The organism is Candidatus Neomarinimicrobiota bacterium (assembly GCA_018651745.1).
Classification (GTDB): domain Bacteria; phylum Fidelibacterota; class Marinisomatia; order Marinisomatales; family TCS55; genus JAAZYX01.
This window is the reverse complement of the sequence record JABIDL010000022.1, coordinates 64793-90096: the sequence shown is the minus strand read 5'-3', so window position 1 is coordinate 90096 and position 25304 is coordinate 64793. Positions and strand designations below refer to the sequence as shown.

Below are 25304 nucleotides of genomic sequence, written 5' to 3'. Positions count from 1 at the left end.
TTAATAAAGATGTAATTTATTTCATGATATTTATTAAAGATCGTTTAAGGTATTTCAACCTCTTAGCGGTGGCAATATTATTTTCCTGCGAACCATTGGTGACAACCTTTGGTGATTCGGAAGATGCGCTTTATTATGAAGCTGCCAATATTCAAAACGTAGATTATACAACGGATCCTTTTGAAATAAATGTTATGACTTGGAATATCCGATTCGGCGCAGGGCGCCTTCCATTTTTCGGAGATGCCTGCGGGGACAGAGTCGTTTTTACATCAGGAGAAATAGAAGCTAATTTAGAAGGTGTCGCCGCAAAAATAAATTTATCTGATCCGGACATAGTTTTATTACAGGAAGTGGATCGCCAATCCAAACGATCAGCTTACATTGATCAGGTTCAGTGGATTCTGGATAACACAAATTTGAATTACGGCGCTTATGCTTCGGTATGGAAAGCCCAAGTTATTCCAAGTGACGGAATTGGGCGAATGGATTTCGGAAATGTGATTTTATCCAAATGGGAATTGTCAGACGCAGAACGAATCAAGCTTCCGCTGAGAGAAGATCAAGATGCGCTGACACAGTATTTTTATTTGCGGAGGAATATATTAAAGGCAAAAGTAGCCGTTCCCAATCAGACCGAATTCTATGCTGTGAATATTCATGCTACAGCGTTTGCCACCGATGACACCAAACAGAAACATGTGGACACCTACATACAAACTTTAAAAGACTTGGATGATGCGGGTGCAAAATTTGTGACGGGCGGAGATTTGAACGCCCTACCACCGGGCGCAACTTCCATAGACTTTTGCATGGCCGACATTTGTTCCGGTGAATCCTTTCACTCCGATGCAGATGGAGGCCCGCACAAGGATGGGAGCTATTTTAACAATTTTATAAATGAGCCAACACTACTTCAGGCACTGTATGATTCTTATACTCCGGCGGTATCTTTGACAAATTATTCGGCTAACGAATCCAATTATTTTACTCATGCACCAAGTACGGGCGATGTAACCGCTGACCGTAAACTTGATTATATATTCACCAATCTAACGTGGAATACAAATTCAGATTCCACCCACCAAGATGCAAGCAATTGGTCGGACCATATGCCAGTTTCCGCAACGTTGAATTTTTCTCAATGAAACACATCATTATCCGTTTCGTTTTTGTTGTAGTAGGATTACAACTTTGTGCAATGGAATCTGCAGTCCCTCTTGAAAAAGGCAAGTGGGAAATTGGAATAGTAAAACCAATACGTTACGGGCTTGGAAGCGGGAGAGAGGTTTCCACCTATAAATTATTAAACATAAAAATGCCAAATATTTCTTATAAAAAACTGCGATGGCGCAAATCTAATTGGGACATTTCCACACGTCACAGCATGTATTATCCGACGCCGTTGTTTAAATGGTTGCAAAGCCCGCTTGGAATGGAACTCGGCGGACCGGACATGTTTGCCCTCATTTCACCGGAATTTGAGATTCACCATATGGTTTCAATTTGGAATTCGGTAATCGCCACCCGCAAAATAATGGAGGACGTACACTTTACTGGAAGCGCGGAGTTGGGTATTGCTATTGGCGCAAATGAATTGGCAAAGGAATCCACTATCGATTTGCCGTTTATTTTTCCACGCCTTGCCGTGTATTATACCGATGTTGTTATCAAAATGGGATCATCCATCCATTCCAGAATAAACAAACATTGGGGATATATTGTAAGCGGTGAAGCGTTTTTAATGCCAGGCGCACTAGGGGAATTTGCATTTGAAAACACATCGCAAATTGAATGGGTTCGTCACTCGGGATTTCGGATTTTATGCGGTTATAAATTGATTTATGGCGAATATCCGTTTGGCGGAGAAGTTCATATCTTCCCGGCTTTTGATCTCATTTGGAGCAAATGATTGTGGAAATTAATCGAAGTAAACGATGCCTATCCATTTATTTTTTGTACATTACGATTTGTGTGATTTCAAATTTTTTATATGGGAATCCTTTTTCAACAAAAGGTCAATTTTGGGCGAGCGGTCTTACAGGAAATGATGTGCCCGCCGAGCAATCTGCTTATGAATCAACATTTGGTTACATTCCCACACTTTCCTTATATCAGGATTTATCTGATTTCTCTTTTGTTGATTTTGAATGGGCTTACCGATTAGACCGTTTTTATTCCGGCTATTCTCTTGTTTCTAATCGAGAAAAAATTCACCGTCTTTGGGCTCGGTATTCATCTGAAAAATTGGAAGCTAGACTTGGGTTGCAAAAAATTGTATTTGGTCCATCACAAATTTTGCGAACACTTTCCTGGTTCGATACCATTGACTTAAAAGACCCGACCAATCAAACCGATGGTGTCGAAGCGTTTCGTCTCAAATGGTTTCCGTCCAACGCGATTTCCATTTGGTCATGGGCCATTCAAAATGAGCAGGACACGGTGTCTTTTGGCGGTCGAGTAGAACTCTCATCTTTTTTAGGAGAATTGGGATTTACATTTCATTCCGATCCGTCCGAAACGGTGCAACAAGTTGGACAATTGGGATTTATGATTTCCGAACGACACCAACGATTTGCCTTCGATATTCGTCATGATGGATTTGTTGGTTCATGGTTAGAAACCGCCTTTATTACGTCTGAAAATACAGATATTAAAATGGCCACTATTGGTGCCGATTACACCGTGCCCATTTCCAACGGACTGTTGATAATGACTGAATCCATGTTTGTCAAAAACGCTGAATCTGATGACCAAACATTCACAGCTTTTATGGCCATGCTGCCTTTGGGGATGATTCACTCAATTATGTTCATTTCTCAAATTGACTGGAAGGAAGATAGAGCGTATAATTATTTGCGTTGGAGTGCGACCTTTGATCAATTCAGCTTAAATTTGATTTTATCGCAGAGCCCTCAAAGATCAGATTACAGTATTGCGGAAGAATATTTACCAAAAACAGTTGCAGGATTTGGATCAGGAATTCAATTCATGTTCATTTACAATCATTAAAAATGGAGATAGCCACGAAGGCTCAAAGGCACAAAGATTCATTAATTATTTTCTGCGAGCCTTTGAGCCTTCGTGGCTAAAAAAATATGTCAAATAACAATGTAGTCGAAATCAAAAACCTTCTCAAGCAATTTCCTGTTGGCGGGGGCTTTTTCACAGCATTGAGTGATATAAATCTCGGATTGGAAAAAGCTGAATTTATGGGCTTGGTGGGCCCATCCGGTTCGGGAAAAACGACCCTTTTAAATATCATCGGCGGTCTTGATTCACCTACAAAAGGCGATGTGAATGTGCTTGGGATGGAGTTGGGCTCTGCATCTCATAACGGACGGGCTTCCATGCGAAAAACTCAAATGGGATTTATTTTTCAGAGCTATAATTTGCTGCCCGTTTACACCGTTTTTGAAAATGTGGAATTGCCGCTCATTTTGAATAAGGTGGACTCAAAGGAACGGGAACGATTGGTAAAACAAGCAGTGGAATGGGTAGGGCTCACTGAAAAAATTGATTCTCGCCCGGCCCAATTGAGCGGTGGCGAATGTCAACGGACAGCCATTGCTCGAGCAATTGTTCATGAGCCGGAGTTAATATTAGCGGACGAACCTACAGCAAATTTGGATGTGGAAAATTCTCATCAGATTATGAAAATAATGGTTCGCTTAAACAAAGAACTAAGCACATCGTTTATTTTCGCAACACACGATGAAAAAATTATGGCCTACCTTCGCCGGATTATTCATTTGGAAGACGGAAAAATTGTAAAAGATGAAGAAATTGAAGTTGACGGGATAACAAGATGATAATTCTTTGCGAAAGTTTCAAACTTCCGCAAAGATGGGTAACCTTTGAAAATTAAATAATTATGAAAAAAATTAGCAAGAATAAAAGTTATGAAAGCAAATGGATACTTCGGCAAAAACGTAACTTTGCGGAAGTAAAAACAACTTTCGCAAAGAATCATCTTGTCAATCCTGTAATCCTGTCTAATAAGGAAAATAATGCTTTTTAATCTTGCCATAAAAAATCTCGTCGGTGCCGGTATGAGGACTTGGCTGAATGTATTTGTAACCGCCGTCTCTTTCTTTATGATTATTTTTGTTTCCGGGATGTATGACGGCATGCGTTCCCACGCCAAGCAAGTTACCATTGATACGGAAGTGGCCGGCGGTGCGTATTGGCACCCGGAATATGATCCGTTGGATGCTTTTTCTTACGAAGATTCTCACGGTGTTCCTCCGGTGGAAATACGTGAATTAATTGAAAACGAAAAGGCATTTTCTATTTTGGTGAGCCAGGCGTCTATTTATCCTAACGGCCGCATGATGCCTGTTATGATGAAAGGCATTGAACCGGAACAGTCCATTGTAAATATCCCTACAAAATCGCTCTTGAAAGAAGCTGACGGTTTGATTCCGGTGCTCATGGGAAGCGGTATGGCAAAATATACAAAATTGAAAGTAGGCGATTCATTCGCCATCCGATGGTTAGATGCAAATAAAACTTACGACGCAGATGAAGGTGTCGTCATTCACATCATGGAAACGGAAAATTTTAAAGTGGATGTGGGCACCATTTGGATTCCGCTGGAACGTGCGCAAACAATGCTGGACATGGAAAACGAAGCCACCTTTGTTACATTTGACAAAAATATTTCCACAGTTAAAGATAAAGGAAAATGGATTTATAGAGATGTGAATTATTTAATGCGAGACATGGAAGCCATGATTGAAGCCGATGAACCGGGGGCGCAAATTATGTATTTAATTTTATTGGCATTGGCGGGGATGGGCATTTTCAATTCACAAATATTATCTATTTTCCGACGACGTAAAGAAATTGGCACACTTATGGCAGTGGGAATGACACGGTTTCGTGTGGTCGGTTTATTTACATTAGAAGGCGGAATGAATGCCTTTTTTGCCTTAATTATGACATTGATTTTAGGCGGTCCTGTTTTTATTTATTTTGCACTTTATGGTATTCCATTACCCATTGATTATTCAGAAATGGGACTTATTGTTGCAAAAAGGTTAATCCCCGTTTATTCCATGGGGCTCTTTGTAACGACCACGATATTTATTTCATTCGTCGTCTTAATTTTGAGCTATTTGCCGTCGCGTCGCATCGCAAAAATGAAGCCCACAGACGCTCTTCGCGGAAAGGTTAATTGATGCTAAAATTTGTATTAAAAGGAATTATCCGAGATCGGTCTCGCAGTTTATTCCCGATCATTGTTGTATCGCTCATAGTGGCATTGGTGATTTTCAACCGAGGATTTCTTGTGGGAACCATGAATGGAATGTTCCGGGATACAGCCGTGATTTCATCGGGGCATGTAAAGATCATGACCCGCGCATATCAGGAAGAAAGTCAACTCATGCCCAACGATCTTGCTCTGATGAATGTAGGCGAAATATCCGAAGTTTTGAGCTCAGTGTATTCAGATTATTTTTGGTCACCTCGCATTACATTTGCAGGATTATTAGACCTTCCCGATGAACAGGGCGAAACAAAATCCCAAGGCCCAATCATGTCATACGGAATTGATTTTTTATCATCAGAATCCCGCCAATATGAATTATGGGAATTGGAAAAACGCATTGTTTTGGGACGCATGATTCAGGACCCTAGGGAAGCTTTAGTGGGACATAAATTAGCTGATAAACTTGGATTATCACTTGGAGACCACGTAACCTATATCGGAACAACAATGAATAATGCATTTACCACGTTCAATTTTACGGTGGTTGGCACATTTAATCTCGGCATGGGACCTCTGGATAAACAGATGGTACTGGTGGACATTGAAGGCGCCCGCTTGGCGTTGGATATGGAAAATGCTGCGTCAGAGCTTCTTGGTTTTACACATGATTTATATTACGACGATGATGCATCGCTTAACATTCGGGACGAATTCAACGCCGCCAATTCAGATACATCTGACATTTTTCGCTCAAGTATGATTGCCCTTCGAGATACAAATCAAATGGGAACCATGATTGACTTAGTAGATTGGTCTGTTTTCATCATTCTTGGGATTTTTCTTCTCATTGCAATGATTGTGTTATGGAACATGGGCATTATGAGCGGACTCCGTAGATACGGTGAAATTGGTGTTCGCCTTGCCATGGGAGAAACAAAAGGGCAAGTGTATCGCTCGCTCATTTTGGAATCGGTTATTATCGGTACCATAGGCACCATAATTGGCACCATAATCGGTTTACCCTTAACATATTATGTGCAGGAAGTTGGTATGGATTATTCAGCAGCGTTTGAAAACTTGAATACCACAACAATGATCATGTCATCTGTTTTTTACACGAAAGTGACACCCGACTTATATTATATCGGGATTATTCCCGGAGTGTTGGCAACGGTATTGGGCACTATGCTGGCAGGACGAGCGATTTATAAACGGGAAATGGCGCAACTTTTTAAGGAATTGGAAACGTAATTGGAAAAAATTGACGGGATAACAGGATGAACTGGATGAATGAAAAAAACACCTTTGCTGAAGTATGGTTCGACAAACTTACCATAGGAACTTTTTTAAAGTTACTCATCCATCAATCCATATTTTTTATCTTGTCAATCCTGTTAATCCTGTCAAAAGAAGAAATAGGGAATTAAGATTATGAAACAAATTATTTTACTAATATTATTTTCATGTTTGTTTGGGCAAGAGCAAATGACCGTTGAAGAAATCATTCAGGCAATGGATGATAATCTGAATGCAAAGAGTCGAATTTTAACCAGCAAAATGGTGGTTCATGGACGGCGAGCGAGTCGAACCATTGAATCGAAAAATTGGGTAGTTGGAACAGATTTAGCCTTTACGGAATATCTTTCTCCCCCACGAGAAGCGGGAACTAAAATGTTAAAAGTGGGAGATAAACTCTGGACATACTCTCCCCAAACCGATCGGTTAATACAAATCTCTGGTCATATGTTACGGCAATCAGTCATGGGTTCGGATATGTCATACAAAGACATGATGGAAGACGAATCCTTGACCAATCTTTATACATCAACGCTGGAAGGGTCGGTCACAATCAACGGACGCGACCATTGGATTATGGTTTTGGATGCCAAGATAAAAGGATTGTCCTACCCAAAACGACGTGCATGGATTGATAAAGAATATCTTCTCCCCACGAAGGAAGAACTATACGCTAAAAGCGGGAAACTTTTGAAAACTGCAACGATGGACGGCATTAAAAAAGTGCAAGGACGATGGTTTCCATCTAAATATATTTTTAAAGATGAGCTAAAAAGAAACAGCAGAGGAACGGAATGGATTATTGATGAAATTGAATTTGATTCAGATATTCCTGAAAGACGATTTTCGAAGGCGTTGCTGAGAAAATAGAATAGATGAGCAAATCTATAATTGGTTGATTTTAATAAAGGCTGAAATACCCAATGTGATGTAAATCACATCATTCGCCGACAGGCAGGTCTTGTTATTTAATAGAACCAAATTTGTCTTGACAAACGTTTTTAATAATGTCTATCTTTTATTAATCAGCGCTAGCACAGTTGGCGCAACTTGTGGATTAATGTCTATTAAATAAAAATAAAAATTGCAACGAAACACAGAAACAACAATTCAAGTCACCATTTATGGAGGTATAATATGAAAAAGCTTACTCTTTTTCTTGCGATAGCTGTTCTTCCGGCCATTGTTTTGGCTCAGACGTCTGGTAAATTGGCAGGTTCAGTACAATCTGCTGATGGCGAAGCTCTTGCAGGCGCAAATGTCCTAGTAGTCGGCACATCTTTGGGTGCAGCCACCGATGAAGGTGGACGGTTTTACATTCTGGACGCTCCTGTCGGGAATTACTCCGTTCAAGCACAGCACATCGGGTATAAAACGCTAACGGTTAATAACATTCGCGTTAATCCCGATTTAACAACAGTTCAAGATTTCAGTCTTGATGTGGCCTCGGTTGAAGGTGAAAGCGTAACCGTTGTTGCTGAGAGACCTCTTATTAATAAAAACGCAACCAACACTACACAAATTGTAGACGCTGAAGTCATTCAAGCTTTACCATTGAGAGACGTTAGCAGTGTAGTGAATCTTCAAACGGGTGTTGTGGATGGGCATTTCCGTGGTGGTCGTAGTGGCGACAACGCTTATTATGTTGATGGTGTTTTGGTTAAAAACCGCTGGAGTGGTGGCAATTTAACCACATCTTTAAGCCAAAGTGGTACCGAACAAATTTCAGTTCAGGCTGGTGGCTTTTCAGCTGAATATGGCGGCGCAAATGGCGGAGTTATTAATGTGGCTACCAAAAGCGGTGGAGACCGGATTTCGGGCGGTGTAGAAATGGTCCAAGATTTGGGAAGTACAACCCCAGGATTAGATAAAGATGCGCTGTACAGTTATGGAAACCAAATTTTTAATTTTAATGTTGGCGGTCCATTATCAAATAATATTCGTTGGTATTTGAATGCTGAAATTGAATCTTCTTTAGATAATAGCCCTTCTTTTGCTCCGGCGCCTTTTGCAGACGTAGCTGTTTATTCCCAAGATCAATGGGAAGCGATGGGTTATGACACAACCTATACGCCCACATCAGGAAATTACGCGACGGATCTGCCTACAGGAATGATTTATGCAGAACAATTTGTTAAAGACAACACGACGATGGACAGCTTAAAGGTTGGCGGTGGAAGCGTGTATGACACGACCTATGTTACCGCTTCTAATTATGCCAGAAAATATGGTCCCAAAAGAAATTCCGGTGATAAAACCACGAAATTTTTTGGGAACTTACTTTTTGATATGAGTCCTTTAAGAATTAAAGTTGGTGGTGGGTACTATGGATATGATGAAAACACCTATTCGCATAGCTATCAGCTACTGAACTGGGAAAACAACGCCAATTATAAATCAAACCACACCTATGGATATTTAAATGCAACGTTTGCTTTGTCTCCTAAGTCTTATGTAAAAGCAATTGCCAGTTTGAATATGTACCATCAGGAAGATGGGAATCCCAATCTTTATGGAAGGGATAATATAGAAAATCTCGGGAAGCGTTCAACGTCTGTTGATGCTGCCACCTATTATTATAGAGATCATGGTCAAAACACCCTTGCTGTACCGGGCCTTGTAAATTTTTCAGGGTATGGATCTCAAATTGGCGATTGGGTAGATCGCGATCAAAATACGACAGGGTTGAGAACGGATTTTGTTAGCCAAACGGGTGTTCACGAGCTCAAGGCGGGATTAGAATATTATTCAACCACGATCCGTGAATATCGCATGTCGCAAGGTCGAGAGATTTATCAAAACATAGCTATGATTGATACAAATTATGATGGTTCTGTTTCGATAGAGGAGGCCGGTGATTATAATGGCGACGGAGTCAACGATGCCGCCGATTTGGCTGATTGGAATTTTGCTGTGTACCGAAATGCTTATGTCCATAATATTGGTTACAATATTTTCGGGGATGAGACAGACAGCTATGCAGAAACAGACCACGGTCAGGAACCCGGCAAACCGGTTGAAATGCGCTTATATGTCCAAGATAAGATTGAACTCAAAGACGTGGTTGTCCAATTCGGCTTGGCATTTGAATCTTTCAACCCCAATGCTCAGGCACCAGATGGAACAAGCGAAGGCTTTGACTATGTTTACACAACGAACGGACGCATTGATAGAAATGGCGCCCCGGGGGACGGTCCCCTTGGCTTAGCGGCCGGCACCCATGCCTGGAAAGCAGTAGAAACACACACTGCGATTCATCCAAGGCTTGGTTTTGCTTTCCCGGTAACGGATAAGACAGTGTTCCATGCTCAGTATGGGACCTATTGGCAGGCGCCTCCGATGAATCTTTTATATCTTTCTGACACACATCTTGATGCAAATCTGACACAGGGCAACATGACCGTTTCTCCAAACCCGGGTTTAAAGCCGGAGAGAACAACGTCATACGAAGTTGGGTTTGATCAGCAAATAGGTCAAAATGCTGCCGTACATGTAACGGGGTATTACAAGGAAATCCGGGATTATATTTTTATGAAAAATCGCGGGTATCCTTCTGCTGAAACGCGAGCATATGTGGACGGTTCAGAATTTAGCTGGGCCCAATACCAAAACGGTGATTATGGTGTAACAACAGGGTTCTCAGTGAACTTGAGTCTTCGCCGGGTTAAGGGTTTTATGGCCGATTTTAACTACACCTACATGGACGCTCGCGGAACAGGTTCTGCGGCGGCTAATAATTTTAATATTGCATGGACGGGTGATACATATCCAACCACATTAAACCGATTGTCGTATGATCAAAATCATACAGGATCGCTTATGGTGGATTACCGCAATAGCCGATATGACTTTGGTGTGAATAGTGTGGTTACATTTGGAAGCGGACAGGCTTACACTCCATCTACCATACAAAGCGAAGTGTTTGGGCGCGGTTGGAATATTCCGACTGCAGCTGTTAATTCAGGCAGAAAGCCTTGGACATCCCGATTGGACATTCGCGCCGACAAAGGTTTTAACGTGGGCGGCGTTCGTTTGAATGCTTATGTACTGGTTTTGAATATGCTGAACCAGGAAAATGTATATGATGTCTATACGGCTAGTGGTCAAGCAGACGACGATGCTTGGTTGGAAACTCCGGAAGGCAGAGCTTGGGTTTCATCTCAAAAAGCTAATTATCCCGGAACAGATGGGAATGCTCTGTATTTGGATCGCCTAAGTTCTCCAGGGAATTGGGGAATTCCAAGAATGGTGCGTTTTGGTTTACAGGTCAATATTTAATTCAAACATAAAAGGGTAAAGAGGTAATTATGAAAATTTCCAAATATAATATTGTTGGATCGCTCGCAATAACCGTTCTGTTTTGGAATGGTTCTTTGCTGGCCAAAAAATCAAACGCAACAGTTGTTGGCAATATGTCGCCTTCCTACAAGACGTCGGTAGCGTCAACTGGAGACTTTGATGGAAACCGTGTTCGTGATGATCTGGAAAACAACGGTATGATTGTTAGTCACCGTGTTACAGGTCACTCCGGCATGGAATGGCCAAAAGATAATCACACATATACAGTATATGCTTCCGGAGTATGGATGGCGGGTAAGGTAGATGGAGGAATTAGAACAGCTTGCGCCGAATATGGTCCTGAGAATGTTTCCGGTCCGTATGGTGGTGATGCGTCCTCTTCTACTCATAAATTGTATAAGGTTAGTAAATCAGATCTTGCGGATCCTCTTGCCAATAGCGATTTTCAAAACTGGCCGGTAGCATATGGCGCACCCTGGGTTGATGTGGACAGCGATGGAACTTACGATCCACTTCCCAATGGAAATGATTATCCCGAATTTATAGGAGATCAAGTCGTCTGGTATGTCAGCAATGATGGAGACGCCACGGCTCACACAATTTTTGGGACCCTTCCTTTGGGCGTGGAGGTGCAAACAACAATTTTTGGTTTTGATAGACCGGATGCATTTGGTGATATGATGTTTGTAAAGGAATTGATCATTAACAAGGGCGGAAATACGATTGATGATCTATATATAGGATTATGGTCTGACCCCGACCTTGGCAACGCAGGTGATGACTGGGTAGGTTGTGATACTACTCTCGGTCTCGGTTTTTGTTATAACGATGGAGTGGATTCAGATTATGCAGGTTATTCCGGTGGAACGCCGGCCGTAGGGTATGACTTTTTTCAAGGACCAATGGTTGCCTCAGCCGGTGATACAGCTTTTATGTTTGGACAGTCTCAACCGGGTTTTAAAAACCTCAGTATGAGTTCTTTTGTCAAATATATTAATACTGATGATCCCCTTTGGAGTGATCCTAATTATGCTGAAGAAACTTATAACCTGATGCAAGGTTTGATGAAGACTGGTGAACCCTTCCCCGATTGGGTAACCGGTGGCTCTAACTTCGTTCACCCTGGAGATCCATCTCTGGATACAGGCGATTCAGATACTGAATACATAGATGCCGATGGAGCCTTTCCTTCAGGCGATAGACGTTTTCTAATGAACACCGGCCCATTTACGATGGCTCCTGGAGATTCGCAGGAAGTTGTTTTTGCGATTTTCATGGCAGCTGCCGGCGGACCGTTACAATCTTTAAATTATTTAAAAGAAGTAGATGCATTGGCGCAGCTTGCTTATGATATTCAATTTGCGTTGCCTGAGTCGCCACCGGCACCTGAAGTGTCTGTGACAACTTTGGAAGATCAAATTATTATGACATGGGATAATGCGGCTGAATCGTATTCGGTTACAGATGTTATTGATAAACTACCAATTCCTGTGGCCTACGACACTACTTGGGATACAAGTTGGGTTTCAACTATAACCTCAGAACATGTGGAGGTAATAGATACAGCATTTACGGTTGATGTTACTACCGGACCAACAGGGTTTGAATATGATACAATTTGGGTGTATAACGTGATGCTGGTCGGGTCAATTGATACCACATTCCAAGGTCAAAATACCACCTTTAAATTTGAAGGATATAATGTGTATCAATATGAGACAGCTTCGGGAACGGGAAATATAAAACGCATTGCAACCTATGACCTGATCAATAATATTACAGAAATTTTTGATGATGTGTTTGATCCCAATTATGGTGAAACCATTAATCGTAGAGTGCAGTTTGGGAATGATTCGGGTATAAAGCGATATATCCAAATTGATGTAGATGCACTCAATAATAATTCACCCTTAATAACCAACCGTGTCTATTATTTTGCGGTGGTTGCATATGGATACAACCAATATGGTATTCCAAAAACCTTGGAAAGCCCTTTGCAAATAATGACCATTCGTCCGCAGGTGCTAAATAATTGGGCAGCAACAGATAGTACTGCTACTGTTGGTTCAGCGTTTGCCGCGACTCATTCAGCGGGTGCATCTGACGGTTCTGTTACATTAACGGTGGTTGATCCTACTGGACTTACGGGTGATAGTTATTCCGTATCCTTCGCAGATACATTAAGCGATGGTTCCAGTGTAACAAACTGGACCTTAACCAATTCGACAGACGGCGCAGCAATTGCATCGGAGGTAACTATTCAAGGTGGTGTAGATTTCATCGATGCCACCACTGTTGGCGCCAGCTCAAACCCCGTAGTTGAAGGATTTTTAATTGAAGTTGATGGTCCTCCACTAGAGTTTAAGGATTTTTATGCAACAGCAAATGCGGGTGGGGATATTTCCGGCTATGCAGGTGCAGCGGCAGATTATAATGGGTATCCTGGAATGGGTAGAACGAATATTGGAAATCAACAGACAAATGGTTCTACTTGGTTTATCACAACCTCTAACAGTTCTAATAAGAACTACGAGGATTTTTACCCGTATATCACTCGTTACACAGCAGGTTATGGAAATCCAAATGGTGGTATTAAACACCTAATTCCAGATGACTTTGAATTTCGCTTTACCGCAACCGGTGGAAAAATGTGGGATGATGCTAACGGTGTATTCATTGATATACCGATGGAAGTTTGGAATGTTGGCGTTGTTGCAGACCCAGCAGATGATTTCCAATTGTTACCAATGTACTGGGATCCAGATGGCAATGGCGTTTGGGACTTAGCTGCCGGCGACCATGCTGTTTCAGGCGGTACAAATGATCCATACATGGAAAGTTTTTATGTATTGGAACATTATCTACAAGAACCCGGGACAACTGGCTATGACGCTATTATTGCTGCTCTTACAGCTGATCCAACTTCAAATGGTGCAATGACCGGTTACATCTGGGCCTCAAGTCCTAATTATTTAGGAGTGTCTGGGCAGATCACATCTGTTGTTCTATTGAACATGACCTTCGCGAATTGGAATGGTGGCGATGTAAATGATCCTACCTTCCCAGCTAATGTTGATGCTGTGATACCTGAAACGGGGACAATTTTTAGAATGGTTACCACCAAGCCTAATAATAGCTCCGATGTATTCACCTTTTCAACCAGTTCAAATAAAGGTGAAGTGGCTACCTATTCATCTGACAACATCAATGTATGGCCAAATCCTTATTTCGGATTTAATCCGGAAGAACGGAATACAGTTGACCAGCAGATACAGTTTACCCATCTGCCGGAAACAGGTGATTATTCAATCCGAATCTTTGACTTAGCTGGAACAATCGTTAAGGTGATTGATGGTAGTGATGTAGGATCGCAATATGCTGTATGGGACGTGAAGAATAATTTCGGAATTCCCGTAGCCAGCGGAATGTATCTTGCCCATGTAACTACAGCATCAGGTGAGAAAGTGTTAAAGTTGGGCGTTGTTCAGCCAGAACAAAGAATTGACCGATATTAAACCGTAAGGAAGGAATTAATTATGAAAACTCAATCAAAAATCTTCGTAAGCAGTGTATTTCTGTTTGCGTCTATGGCGATAGCAGGGACTATAAAATCCTCAGGAACAGCTGGAGCGTCACAGCTCTTAATTCCTGTGGGTGCTCAGAATATAGCCTTAGGAGCGGCTAATACTGCCACAGCTAGCGGCGTAGAAGCTTTATTCTCAAACCCAGCAGGAATTGGTGCTGCCAAAGGCGGTTTTCAAGGTACTGTCTCACAGATGGATTACATTGCCGATGTAAATGTATTTTTCTCAGGCTTTGTAGCCAACCTTGGAAATGGCGGATCCTTTGGTCTCTCTATAAAGACCTTGGATTTTGGCGATATTCCGGTTACTACAGCTGATAATACAGAAGGCACCGGTGAAAATTATTCACCCAGTTTTTCAACCATTACAGCTGCCTATTCGAAATCATTTTTCGATCGCGTTCGGTTTGGCACCAGCCTGAAGCTTGTTTCAGAGCAGATAATTAATACCGGTGCGAATGGCGTTGCAGTTGATATGGGCGTACAATATCAATTCGCAGATCAGCCGATTGCAATTGGAGTGGTTCTCAGAAATCTTGGATCTCGTTTAGAATATCAGGGATCAGATTTAGAACAAACGCTCACACCGGAGGGATCCCAATCGGGTTCTTCTTCGGAGAGGTTCAGAGTGAAGGCAGAGGCTTTTGATCTTCCGGCAACATTAAGCATTGGTGTTAATTATAAACCCATGCCCGGTTTGAGTCTCATGGGTGCGTTTGATAACAATTCTTTTTCTGTGAATACAGTTTCCTTTGCAGGTAAATATACCATGGGCCCGGCTTGGGTCGCGGGTGGAATGTCAACGCAGAATATGACCGATGACCAACCCGGCACAGCTACCGATAGTCAGTGGACCAACTGGACAGAATCCATTTGGGGTCCCACTTTTGGCGCAGGCCTCAATGTCCCCCTAGGTGACATGAATATGGGTATTGCTTATTCTATGCGGACTGTGAATAGCTATTTTAGCAATTCTAGCGTTTTACAAGTAACGATTGGATTCTGATTTAACTCTCAATTAGTTAGGTATAAAAAGGGACTGGAAACAGTCCCTTTTTTATTTTTGATTGAATTGATATAATTATACTGATATCCTGTTCAAAAAAAAACTTCAAAATATTGTGCTTTTTTATTAATCTAATCTGACATTAAAATCTTTGTAATAATTCAAACCAAACCGAAAGGATGATACATTATGGAAAACTATTCATTTATCGAACAGGTTGACTCGATTATTCAAGATAATCATTTATTAAAACACTCTTTTTATGAAGCTTGGAGTAAGGGCGAATTAGAGAAAAACGCCATTCAAAAATACGCTTCACAATATTTTAAACATGTATCGGTTTTTCCGCGCTATCTTTCTGCAATTCATGCTAATTGTGATGATATTCGAATCAGACAAATTATTTTAGAAAATCTCATGGATGAAGAATTGGGAGATGAAAATCATCCGGAATTATGGATGCGGTTTGCTGAGGGAATGGGAAACGGTCGGAATGATGTTAATCATGCAATTGCATTAGAAGAAACGGAAAAACTAGTTACCACGTTCATGAATCTTGCAAAATCTGACCAATATCATATTGGTTTAGCCGCGCTTTACAGCTATGAATCCATGCAGCCTGAAATTTCTGAAACCAAAAAGGAGGGGCTTCAAAAGTTTTATGGAATTACCGATGAAAACACACTCAAATTTTTCACGGTACACATGCATGCGGATATTTGGCATAGAGAGGTGATTCGAAAATTGATTGTGGAACTAAATGATTCAAAAGAAAAACAAGACCAAACAATGTCAGCCATAAAAGAGGCCCTGCTTGCCTTGAATAATTTCTTAACGGGAGTTGAAAAAGCGTATTGTTAGTATTCATTTCATAAGCGCTACGCTCCTTAAGTTGAGCCAATTGTTTCAATAATGCCACTACTGACTAAATGAATTACCTAAGGCTAAATATATTATTATTACTTATAAATAGTTTCAAATGAGGTCCAGCTGGGAAGGCTAATTCAAACGTTTCTGCGCCGGCAAATCAATCTGCCCGGAATGATAATGACCCAAATGGTTGTAGTTAATCTGATTTAAACAGATAAATAAAAAAGCCTCCCGTTTTTGGGGGGCTTTTTTATTGTTACTATTCTATGGGATTAAAGATATTGTTAAGTAAGGGAAATAATTCATTATAATTCAATCCTTGCCCAAGATAATATTCCCCACCTTCATTTTGTAAAATCAATTCCCAGTGCAGATGGGCACCCGTTCTTTCGCCCAATGTTGCATCCTTTATTCCACTATTCCCGGAATGTCCGATTAATTGATTTTTATCAACGGTAACACCGGGATAAAGCGGTTTACTGATACCGGATAAATGAGCGTAAATCGAAATAACTCTATAGCCCGGAACAAGGTCAAACCCATGATCAATAAAAACTGCTCGACCAAGTAGAATGTGATTAAAAATATCTGATGGTGTATGCCCTGTTTTATGGGCGATTTTCAGCAGTTTTACCCTGAAATCAGGCGTTACCTCAGTAAAACCATGATCCGCTCGAATTACGGTGCCATTAGCTACAGCTCGTACTGGGGTTCCCCAATCCGCCCAAAAGTCAATCCCCCGATGGATACCGTTCCTGTAAGTTCGTGGTGCATTCGGCAAAAGATTTGCTTGTTTCGGAACCGGATAACCTTGGCACGGAAGCGATAGTGAAATTGACTCCACTTCTCTTAGCGTTGGAGGGTTGCCATTATGAGAAAATAGAGGTTCAATTGGTATTGATTGATGTTGGCGATAGCGCGTAAATAATCCATTTATTGACTCTATAATAATCGCTGAATCAATAGCAAATGTAATAATTGTATTCCCATTTTCGATGCTAAAGTCAGACAGTTTATATTGAAATGCTCCGCTTGGAATTTTTTTAATTACGGTTGAAACGATTAGCGCTGCAAGAGAATCTTCTATTCCCGAAGGAACCCAGCGATTCATTATAGATTTTGGCGCTCCGGCAGAAAGAAATTTTATAGGCTTATGGGGAATAATACCACCATACGGAATAGTGAGGACAGCCTTCGTTCCTTGGTTTAGTATTGTTAATGATGTTTCGGCTGGTGGAATCGATTCTGGATCCGGTGTCGGCGCAGAACAACTGATAAATAATGCACCAAAAATAAAAATGATCAGTTTTCGATCAGAATCTGGTTTCATTGATTTTATTGGTTTAACAAAGATTGTAAGGCAGATAAGTAAGCACTAACCGGTTCTTTTGTTATTGTTTTTAGACAAACGGCATCAAAGATAGATTCAGACGTTTCTGATAGAGCGAACGGTGGTTTTAAAATAATCTGAATAGAAGGTATTGCAAGCAATGCAAGTGCCTCTTGTATAGAATATTCATAATGTGCCCATGCCATCGGCGCTAAGATAATGCCCTCAGCCCAATTCCGATTTCGGTGTAGAAAAGTTAAAGCCCGATCAACTTTTGCAGTCTGAAGAATTTTCAACTCAGCTTTTAATTCTCTGGCTTCTTTTCTGAGAGCGCTATTTATTTTATTTAAAGTGATATGTTCTCCGATTTGAGCCGAACGAACACCAATCAAATTAAAATTTGGACCTTGCAAAACCAGTACCTTCATAGATGAAAATTAACGGGTATTTTATCCCCGAAAAACACCTTATTTTATTGGAATGATTAATTCAATTCATTCTCTAAATGCAAAAAATATTGTTTTTCAGGCTCTAATTGGATTTTTTCTGATAACAGGAATAGCATTTCCTCAGGATATTAAATTGTTAAATGGGTATGTAGTTGATGATGAAACCGACAGGCCATTGGTTGGTGCAAATATCATCATTCAAGAAACTACATTCGGTACAATATCGGGGGAAGATGGCTCATTTACCCTTGAATGGGAGGGATCGTTTCCCATTACATTAAATGTATCCTATATTGGGTATCGCCATGAAAATCGGATAATTTCAGATCAGTCTCCTGTTTCTATTCGCTTAAAATCCACAGTGCTTAAAGGCGAAATGATTACCATTATGGGAACACGCAAACCTTCTGACAGAGATGTATCCAGTAGTGTGGAAGTAGTATCAATACGCCGTATTGAAGAGCGAGGAATACGTGATGTAGCGGAAGTATTACAAGAAATGGAAGCGGTTAATGTAACGACTACATCTTGGGGTAAACAGCATATCAGCATTCGAGGTAGCAATGCGAATGAAGTTTCTGTTTATATGGACGGTGTGAAAATGAATAGGGCTGTTGATGGCACAGCAAACTTGGCATTTGTTGATCTTTCCGAAATAGCGCAAGTAGAAGTTATCCGCGGAGGCGCGAGCACTTTATTCGGGCCGGGGAATTTTGGTGGAGTTGTATTGCTTCATTCAAAAAAACCAGATAAAAACGATTTTCAAATTAGTCGCTCGTTTGGTATCACCGATAAAAGCGATCAAGATTTAGGAGGCGCTATTTTGTTACGCGCAGGTCCCTTATCTGCATCCGGGAGATTTTCAGGAAAATCTCGTCTTTACGATGGTAGAACGCTACACACTGCTTTTTATAATAATGTGGGTGCGGACTTGGATTTTTCTTTGATTCAAACAACAGCCAAAAGAATGAAAATAAAAAATACGATTGAATATCCTTCTGGTGCCATTTTATCTGCTGATGAAATGGTAGTGGATCGAGCATCCATTTATGGAGAAATTCCTTTTGTGGGAGAATGGTATGCCCAAGGCGGGATCAAAACTTGGACGTGGGAAGATAATTTCTTTTCTAATTTGAGTAGAAATCTTGAAGATATTACTGAATCAATTAAAGTTGGGAAGGGATTTTCATGGAAAAATTTTGACGGGACAATTCAGTGGGAGCGGGAATCAAAGACATATAAGGCCGACCAGACAATAAACGATTTGTATTCAGAACTGAAATGGGCAGACAGTGGAATTCTGACACAAGAGGATAATGGTTTGGCAAGCGTGTTTCGATACTCTGTTCATCAACCGGTCCAAGGAGTAGAAACAATTCGTTGGGAACTTGGGTTAAGGAACAGCTCCAGCCATTACACCCACAATCAAGTAATTGACGAATACAATGATACTCTTTATATCGAACAAACCAATTATAATAATGATTCCGATTTTTCCCTTTCTACATTTCGGGTTGGTGCCTATTTGTCAGGAAGGCTCGGTGGATTAGATTATGAAATCTTTTTCAACCAAGGGACCAACCATCGCCCTCCCACATTAAACGATCAGCTCCTGTGGGTAACAACTCAACAATGGATAGAAAATCCAGCGGAAGAAATCGGCGATACGAAGTTGCTTAAAGAATATGTCACGACTTCAGAATTAAATGTTGATTTAATTTGGGACAATCTAAAAACGAAACCCATTAGTAGATGGAAGTTGGGAGTTGGTCTGTTTAGAAATTATTATCTTGATAAAATTGTGTATAGACCTTTGACGAAAAATGTTGTAGCCCCATCCAATATAACCAGAGCGTGGATTAATGGGATGGAGTTTCGCTGGCAGGGAAGAACTTGGGACCGGTTATTTGAGTTGACAACAAGCATGACAACATTATTCCCAAGCGATGAAGAAGTTTTTCCCAATAAACCATCGCTCCAAGGGAATGTTATGATGGATGTAAGATGGAGGAAATTTCGATTGAATATGAGTTATATGTATCAGGGCCGGCAGAGTTATTTAATACGAGGGATTGACCTCCAGAAGATTGATAGTCACCGCAATACAAATATAACCCTATCTTATCAGCGCCATGTTTGGCCGGTGGATTTAACAGTAAGTTATACTGTTCGCAATCTTTTTTCTGATAAAGTTTCTTTGGTTAATACAGCGCATCCGGATTATGTAAATTTCAATTATTACGATGCGCATAGAGCTATACTTTCATTCAAAGTTTCATTGAGCGCAAAACCTGAGAAATAATGATGAAGAAACCATTATTCTTGATTGTTTCACTTATGTTTTTATCCTGCGAATGGCCTTTTAATACGACCATATCAGACGGAGAAGTATTTACATTAGCAATTACCCATAACATTTCTCGTATTGCAGATAGCGCTGAAGTTCAATTGTCCTGGGACCCTATGTCTGTTGAAAATTTTTCTCATTTCAGAGTTGAAAGGCAAAGTGTGATAGATAGCGATTGGGTTTTCGTCGTAGATATTGAAAATCCGCTAACAGTTGGGTACAAAGACTTTATCCATGATGATGCAGATTTGACCTATAGAATGGGAGTCATGGATAGTGATGGAAATGTGCTTTGGGGTGACGGATCAACCTTAATTCCAAAAACAACAAGCCTTTCGGTACCAAGTGAATGGCTAACGCCCGGAATGGCTTTTAAATCTTTATTGATTGATGATGGTGATTCAATCTTAGTGAGCGCGGGTACGTATTCTGATACTCTTTCTATGGTTGGGAAAACGGTTTATGTAACATCGATTTCTGAAACAGATACAGCAATTCTTCTTTCAAGAGTGTGGATCAATACCGGAGTTTTAAAAGGATTTACATTAATAAATATATCCGCAACCCGACAGGATGGTGGCGGTATATATATCGCAGGAAATGGACAAGTACGAAATTGTATTATTAGGGATAATTATGCAGGGCAATTTGGGGGAGGTGTTTTTTTGCAAGAAGAAGGGTCGATGTACAATAATATATTGTATAACAATATGTCTGGGTACGGATATATGAATCTGTATATAGTGGGTTCAAGCGGTAAAGTGGTTAATAATACATTTGTGTTAGATGGCGTAAGCGGCGGTAGTAACGTAGCCGTATCTGCATTGAAGGATGGGTTTACATTTTTAAATAATATTATTTATGGTTCCAGGAACTTTAAGGTTCTTTCGGTTGACACCTCTTCAGTTATGATTGATTATTCACGAATGAATCCGGTATCTATTTCTGGAGACAGTATTATTACAGCAGATCCCCAATTTATAAGTCTTGAATCAGAATTTCCCGATGTTCATCTGCAATCTACCTCACCTTGCATTAACGCGGGGCATCCGGATTTACAGTATAATAATGTAGATGGAACAAGGAATACGATGGGCGCTTATGGAGGCCCTGGCGCCAGATAATTTTATCGTAGTGGAATTGCGTGCCCCAATATATATCCAATGATAATTCCAATCAGTAAAGCGAGTGTTAAAACGCGTGTTTTGGTGAATTCAGATGTATAACCCTTTTTAATGGCAACAGCCCCCACAAAATAACCGATAGCATTTACAATCCAAAAGAAAGGAATGGTAAGGACTTTAATGATGATGGGGCCAATCAACGGCACGGCAGCAATGAGTCCGCCCAGACCTACAAAAACTTGCGTAAAAACACCTAAAATAACAGTTACAAAAACGATTATTTTTTTATCAATCCCTAGTTTTAGGGATACAAAAATGATAATACCAATCAATGCCCAAACAACGAAATGTCGCCGATAGGCCTTGAAAAATAACAACCAATCTGTTTTAGGATTTTGTTTTGCTTGCTGTTCCATACGATTATTATTTCAAAATATCCTGATTCAAAAGGCAACCATAAACTACTCTATAGCGGGTTCGGGTTTCCACTTAAATTTACCCCATAAGCCGAGTACTCCCATGAGCGGAATATAAATAGGTTGCAATACGCTCCAGCATAGAAATACTACTACGGGAACTTTCATCCCAAAACGGTATGCACCACACAAAATAACCAATCCGTCGAATATAATTTTTATCCCTAAGACCATAAGAACCCATTGAAAATAATTTGTAAAAAACGACCCCGCCACTATTGAAGAATTCGTAATAAAAGCTGATAGCAAAAATAAAAAGAAAGTTGGTCGTGATGTAAAAGATGTTCTGGAATTAGAGGCCCAGCGAATATGTTGATGAATGAAAGATTTGATTGTTGCAGACGGTTTCGTTTTTGTAAAACTCATTTTATCGATATTAAAGGTTATAGGCGCAATATTTGAAATGGATTGAACCAAATACATATCGTCCCCAGATATCAAATCTGCTACGGGATTAAATCCCCCTATTTTATTAAAGAGTTTGCGTTTATATCCTAAATTTTGACCCGATCCCGACCACCCGGCCCCCCAACCCAATACACCGGCGTTGGCACACATAATTCCCATGAAATCAACCCATTGATATTGGCTGAAAAATGTACCATCCGAAGTATCTATGGTTGATAATCCAACCGTAATTCCCTCTTCATACGAAAGGGGATTAACCATGGTGGTCACCCATCCTTCCGGTAAACGGCAATCTGCATCTGTTGCAAGAATAATTTCATTTTTAGACTGCAGAATTGCTTGTGTCAGCGCATGTTTTTTGGGAGTCATTTCGGCTGACAATTCGGTGATACGTACTCCTGTATATCTATCGTCCTGAATGCTCTGTTTTTGGATGATGTCCCATGTTGCATCATTAGATCTATCGTCCGCAATAATGAACTGAATTTTATCATTCGGATAATCTTGAAGAGAAAGGTCATTTAATAGCGCCGGAAGTGATTCTTCCTCATTTCGGGCTGCAACAATTACCGATACTGAGGGTAATCTCTCAGTTGTTATGGAATATTTTTTTAACCTAATTATTCCCGTAATAAAATAAAGTGTAAATAATATATATAGTGCCATTCCCCCAACAAGCACCAAATGTAAAGCAAGCATTAGAGAACCAAAAAATAAGATGCAATCAAGAAATAAAGAGACACTCCAAGAATATCAATACTTGTTGTTACAAATGGTCCCGTTGCAACAGCCGGGTCAATGTCAAGCTTGTGAAGTAATAATGGTACAAATGCGCCGATGGTTGTGGCTATGAGCATAGAAACACAAATACTAGTCCCAACAACAATCCCCAACGTGGGAGATACATCCATAAATCGAATGATAGCAAACAACCCAAGCATTAGTCCGTATAAAATGCCCAACATAAGACCCACTCGAATTTCTTTGAAAAGCAATTTCGCCATATTTTCAATATCAACGCGACCGGTAGCAAGCCCGCGAACAATAATAGTAGACGATTGTGTTCCAATGTTTCCACCCATACCAATGATAACCGGGATAAATGCCGCTAGAGCAATTGCAGACTCTAAAACGTTTTCAAATGCAACTATAATAGAAGCTGCTAGAATTCCGCCAATCCAACTTGCCAAGAGCCACGGTAATCGCGCACGCGCGTTTTCCCAGGATGATTTAAGTAGTATTTCCCTATCTTTACCTGCCCCCGCCATTTGGAGAAAGTCTTCAGTTGCTTCTTCTCGGATAACATCCACAATATTATCAACGGTTACAATTCCAAGCAAAATGCCATCGCCATCAACCACAGGGACAGCTAAATAATTATATTGTGATACAATTCTGGCCACTTCTTCCTGGTCAGTATCGGGGCTCACCATATGTACATTTTTAGACATGATGTTTTTTAACGAAGTAATTCCCGGCGTTGTCACCAAATCTCTCAGTGAAACAACGCCCACAAGGCGATTGTCATCATCAGAAACATATAGGTAAAATACCATTTCTGCAGCTTCTTGCTCTTGAATGGTAGAAATTGCATCTTTTGCTGTAACATCCATGTGAAGGATAAAAACATCCGTAGCCATCAAACTCCCGGCACTATCATCCGGGTAGGCCATTATTTCTACCAGTTCTTCCTTTTCATCAACCTGAAGCAAATTGAGAGTGGCTTCTGATAAATCTTGTTCCAAAACTTCCAATAGATCTACCTGCTCATTTGGACTTATTTCCCGCAAAAATTCGGCAATGCGTTGAGGTGTTTCGTTTGATAGAATTCGGGATACAATGGACTGATCCAACTCTGACAAAAAATCACCGGTATGTTCGGATGGGCTCATTAACTCAAAAAATATGTTTTGTTCAGTCTCATTGAATTGTCGAAACACAAGCGCAAGATCTGCGGGGTGAGTTTTTTCGAGTAGTTTAATGAGGTTGGCTTTGGCATGCCTTCTTAACAACCTCCTAAAAGTATTTTTCAAAAGCTTTATTTCGTGTTCGAATATTTCTTTTCTCATGCCAACTGTCCCGGTGTTTTAGTTAATTGTTTAAAACCAATCACAAGAATGATTATCGCCAATAATAAGAATAAGGGCGATACATGTTTTCCCCAAAGATAAATCGAATCTACAGAATCTTTAGCAACGAAAAAGATGAGAGCTATTCCATTATTTAAGGCGTGAAGAAAAATCCCTGGAAGAATTGATCTCGTTTTCCACGCAAGATATCCAAGTACAATTCCCAACAAGTAAATTTGAATTGCCCAAAACGGATTCATATGGACCAAGGTGAAAAACAGGCTCGTTACCATAATAGCTCGCGTGGGGTCTCCCCATTTTTCCTCAAGGAATTTTTGTAAAAATCCACGAAAAATCATTTCTTCTAATACCGGAGCTACCGCTACAATAGTAAAAACGCTAATGATCGCAAAACCCATAGAATCAAAATTTAAAAGCGCATCCATATCGGCAAAAATTTCGGGCATGGGTAATAATGAATTTACTATCCTATCAAGTTCGTCGATTAGAACAATAATCCCCACTGATAATAAAATTATTGCCACTCCCGTATTAAAAGAAATGGATCGTATTCTAAATCGTTCTACTAGAGAATCTTTACGGAAGACTAAAAAAAGCGCAATGGGAACAATCATAAACCCCTGCCCTACGAGTAGAGAAAGGGATGTAAAGAGGTTTTGATTAACCTCTTTTGCGTAGACGGTGCCTACTGCGGCTATCGCGATGCTGATCAACATGGATAGCAGAATGGAAATGATTATGACGCTGAAAACGCGCCTGACTGTAAGGGTCTGATTCATGGGTTTCTGGTTCTTTTTTTGTCATAAGCATG

General features: G+C 40.5%; 19 protein-coding genes. 13 read left to right on the top strand and 6 right to left on the bottom strand.

Features of this window, described 5'->3' with window-relative positions; translation table 11 throughout:
* The first annotated feature begins 23 nt into the window (after positions 1-23).
* The 11 genes from HOD97_03920 to HOD97_03870 all read left to right on the top strand — a co-directional run bounded on the left by HOD97_03920 (position 24) and on the right by HOD97_03870 (position 16260).
* On the top strand, positions 24-1148 hold the full coding sequence (locus HOD97_03920) for a hypothetical protein (protein MBT4280750.1): 1125 nt from the start codon (positions 24-26) through the stop codon (positions 1146-1148).
* Positions 1145-1912 (top strand): hypothetical protein, encoded by a 768-nt coding sequence (locus HOD97_03915; GenBank protein ID MBT4280749.1) that lies wholly within the window; start codon positions 1145-1147, stop codon positions 1910-1912. The genes HOD97_03920 and HOD97_03915 overlap by 4 nt, the downstream gene beginning before the upstream one ends.
* Before the next feature lie 2 nt (positions 1913-1914).
* Entirely contained in the window at positions 1915-3012 is a 1098-nt protein-coding gene (locus HOD97_03910) for a hypothetical protein (protein MBT4280748.1), read from the top strand.
* Positions 3013-3098: 86 nt separating this feature from the next.
* Positions 3099-3812 carry an ABC transporter ATP-binding protein gene (locus HOD97_03905; protein ID MBT4280747.1) on the top strand — a complete coding sequence of 238 codons (714 nt, stop codon included), beginning with the start codon at positions 3099-3101 and terminating at the stop codon, positions 3810-3812.
* Positions 3813-4010: 198 nt separating this feature from the next.
* Complete coding sequence (locus HOD97_03900; protein ID MBT4280746.1) at positions 4011-5183, top strand: ABC transporter permease; 1173 nt, start codon at positions 4011-4013, stop codon at positions 5181-5183.
* On the top strand, positions 5183-6466 hold the full coding sequence (locus HOD97_03895; GenBank protein MBT4280745.1) for an FtsX-like permease family protein: 1284 nt from the start codon (positions 5183-5185) through the stop codon (positions 6464-6466). The genes HOD97_03900 and HOD97_03895 overlap by 1 nt, the downstream gene beginning before the upstream one ends.
* A 180-nt stretch (positions 6467-6646) precedes the next feature.
* Positions 6647-7381, top strand: coding sequence for an outer membrane lipoprotein-sorting protein (locus HOD97_03890; protein MBT4280744.1), 735 nt, complete (start codon positions 6647-6649; stop codon positions 7379-7381).
* Positions 7382-7648: 267 nt separating this feature from the next.
* Positions 7649-10789 (top strand): TonB-dependent receptor, encoded by a 3141-nt coding sequence (locus HOD97_03885; protein ID MBT4280743.1) that lies wholly within the window; start codon positions 7649-7651, stop codon positions 10787-10789.
* Positions 10790-10818: 29 nt separating this feature from the next.
* A complete protein-coding gene (locus tag HOD97_03880) occupies positions 10819-14325 on the top strand; it encodes a T9SS type A sorting domain-containing protein (GenBank protein ID MBT4280742.1) in 3507 nt (1168 codons plus the stop codon).
* A gap of 21 nt (positions 14326-14346) precedes the next feature.
* Positions 14347-15399 (top strand): PorV/PorQ family protein, encoded by a 1053-nt coding sequence (locus tag HOD97_03875; GenBank protein ID MBT4280741.1) that lies wholly within the window; start codon positions 14347-14349, stop codon positions 15397-15399.
* Positions 15400-15588: 189 nt separating this feature from the next.
* The gene (locus HOD97_03870; protein MBT4280740.1) at positions 15589-16260 is read left to right on the top strand and encodes a CADD family putative folate metabolism protein; all 672 of its coding nucleotides are present in this window, start codon (positions 15589-15591) and stop codon (positions 16258-16260) included.
* Between the two features lie 268 nt (positions 16261-16528).
* Here HOD97_03870 and HOD97_03865 read toward each other — a convergent pair whose 3' ends face one another.
* Positions 16529-17599, bottom strand: a complete 1071-nt coding sequence (locus HOD97_03865; GenBank protein ID MBT4280739.1) for a M23 family metallopeptidase — start codon at positions 17597-17599, stop codon at positions 16529-16531.
* A gap of 5 nt (positions 17600-17604) precedes the next feature.
* A complete protein-coding gene (locus HOD97_03860) occupies positions 17605-18027 on the bottom strand; it encodes a type II 3-dehydroquinate dehydratase (GenBank protein ID MBT4280738.1) in 423 nt (140 codons plus the stop codon).
* Positions 18028-18079: 52 nt separating this feature from the next.
* On the opposite strand from HOD97_03860, the gene HOD97_03855 reads away from it, so the two are divergent.
* Both HOD97_03855 and HOD97_03850 read left to right on the top strand, forming a co-directional pair.
* On the top strand, positions 18080-20350 hold the full coding sequence (locus tag HOD97_03855) for a TonB-dependent receptor (GenBank protein MBT4280737.1): 2271 nt from the start codon (positions 18080-18082) through the stop codon (positions 20348-20350).
* Positions 20350-21519, top strand: coding sequence for a right-handed parallel beta-helix repeat-containing protein (locus tag HOD97_03850; protein MBT4280736.1), 1170 nt, complete (start codon positions 20350-20352; stop codon positions 21517-21519). The genes HOD97_03855 and HOD97_03850 overlap by 1 nt, the downstream gene beginning before the upstream one ends.
* Before the next feature lie 2 nt (positions 21520-21521).
* Here the strand turns inward: HOD97_03850 and HOD97_03845 are convergent, their stop codons facing one another.
* From HOD97_03845 to HOD97_03830, 4 genes are read right to left on the bottom strand one after another with little or no spacing between them, the layout of a single operon-like run.
* On the bottom strand, positions 21522-21935 hold the full coding sequence (locus tag HOD97_03845; GenBank protein MBT4280735.1) for a hypothetical protein: 414 nt from the start codon (positions 21933-21935) through the stop codon (positions 21522-21524).
* Positions 21936-21980: 45 nt separating this feature from the next.
* Positions 21981-23102 (bottom strand): glycosyltransferase, encoded by a 1122-nt coding sequence (locus tag HOD97_03840; protein MBT4280734.1) that lies wholly within the window; start codon positions 23100-23102, stop codon positions 21981-21983.
* Entirely contained in the window at positions 23102-24472 is a 1371-nt protein-coding gene (gene mgtE / locus HOD97_03835) for a magnesium transporter (GenBank protein ID MBT4280733.1), read from the bottom strand. The genes HOD97_03840 and mgtE overlap by 1 nt, the downstream gene beginning before the upstream one ends.
* A complete protein-coding gene (locus tag HOD97_03830; protein ID MBT4280732.1) occupies positions 24469-25272 on the bottom strand; it encodes a CPBP family intramembrane metalloprotease in 804 nt (267 codons plus the stop codon). Before HOD97_03830 ends, mgtE begins: the two co-directional genes overlap by 4 nt.
* Positions 25273-25304 lie beyond the last annotated feature (32 nt).

Coding starts and splice junctions, on each gene's coding strand:
- HOD97_03885 (MBT4280743.1), top strand. CDS start 7,649: ATGAAAAAGCTTACTCTTTTTCTTGCGATAGCTGTTCTTCCGGCCATT.
- HOD97_03890 (MBT4280744.1), top strand. CDS start 6,647: ATGAAACAAATTATTTTACTAATATTATTTTCATGTTTGTTTGGGCAA.
- mgtE (MBT4280733.1), bottom strand. CDS start 24,472: ATGAGAAAAGAAATATTCGAACACGAAATAAAGCTTTTGAAAAATACT.
- HOD97_03840 (MBT4280734.1), bottom strand. CDS start 23,102: ATGCTTGCTTTACATTTGGTGCTTGTTGGGGGAATGGCACTATATATA.
- HOD97_03870 (MBT4280740.1), top strand. CDS start 15,589: ATGGAAAACTATTCATTTATCGAACAGGTTGACTCGATTATTCAAGAT.
- HOD97_03920 (MBT4280750.1), top strand. CDS start 24: ATGATATTTATTAAAGATCGTTTAAGGTATTTCAACCTCTTAGCGGTG.
- HOD97_03880 (MBT4280742.1), top strand. CDS start 10,819: ATGAAAATTTCCAAATATAATATTGTTGGATCGCTCGCAATAACCGTT.
- HOD97_03845 (MBT4280735.1), bottom strand. CDS start 21,935: ATGGAACAGCAAGCAAAACAAAATCCTAAAACAGATTGGTTGTTATTT.
- HOD97_03850 (MBT4280736.1), top strand. CDS start 20,350: ATGATGAAGAAACCATTATTCTTGATTGTTTCACTTATGTTTTTATCC.
- HOD97_03905 (MBT4280747.1), top strand. CDS start 3,099: ATGTCAAATAACAATGTAGTCGAAATCAAAAACCTTCTCAAGCAATTT.
- HOD97_03915 (MBT4280749.1), top strand. CDS start 1,145: ATGAAACACATCATTATCCGTTTCGTTTTTGTTGTAGTAGGATTACAA.
- HOD97_03830 (MBT4280732.1), bottom strand. CDS start 25,272: ATGAATCAGACCCTTACAGTCAGGCGCGTTTTCAGCGTCATAATCATT.
- HOD97_03855 (MBT4280737.1), top strand. CDS start 18,080: ATGATTAATTCAATTCATTCTCTAAATGCAAAAAATATTGTTTTTCAG.
- HOD97_03860 (MBT4280738.1), bottom strand. CDS start 18,027: ATGAAGGTACTGGTTTTGCAAGGTCCAAATTTTAATTTGATTGGTGTT.
- HOD97_03900 (MBT4280746.1), top strand. CDS start 4,011: ATGCTTTTTAATCTTGCCATAAAAAATCTCGTCGGTGCCGGTATGAGG.
- HOD97_03895 (MBT4280745.1), top strand. CDS start 5,183: ATGCTAAAATTTGTATTAAAAGGAATTATCCGAGATCGGTCTCGCAGT.
- HOD97_03875 (MBT4280741.1), top strand. CDS start 14,347: ATGAAAACTCAATCAAAAATCTTCGTAAGCAGTGTATTTCTGTTTGCG.
- HOD97_03865 (MBT4280739.1), bottom strand. CDS start 17,599: ATGAAACCAGATTCTGATCGAAAACTGATCATTTTTATTTTTGGTGCA.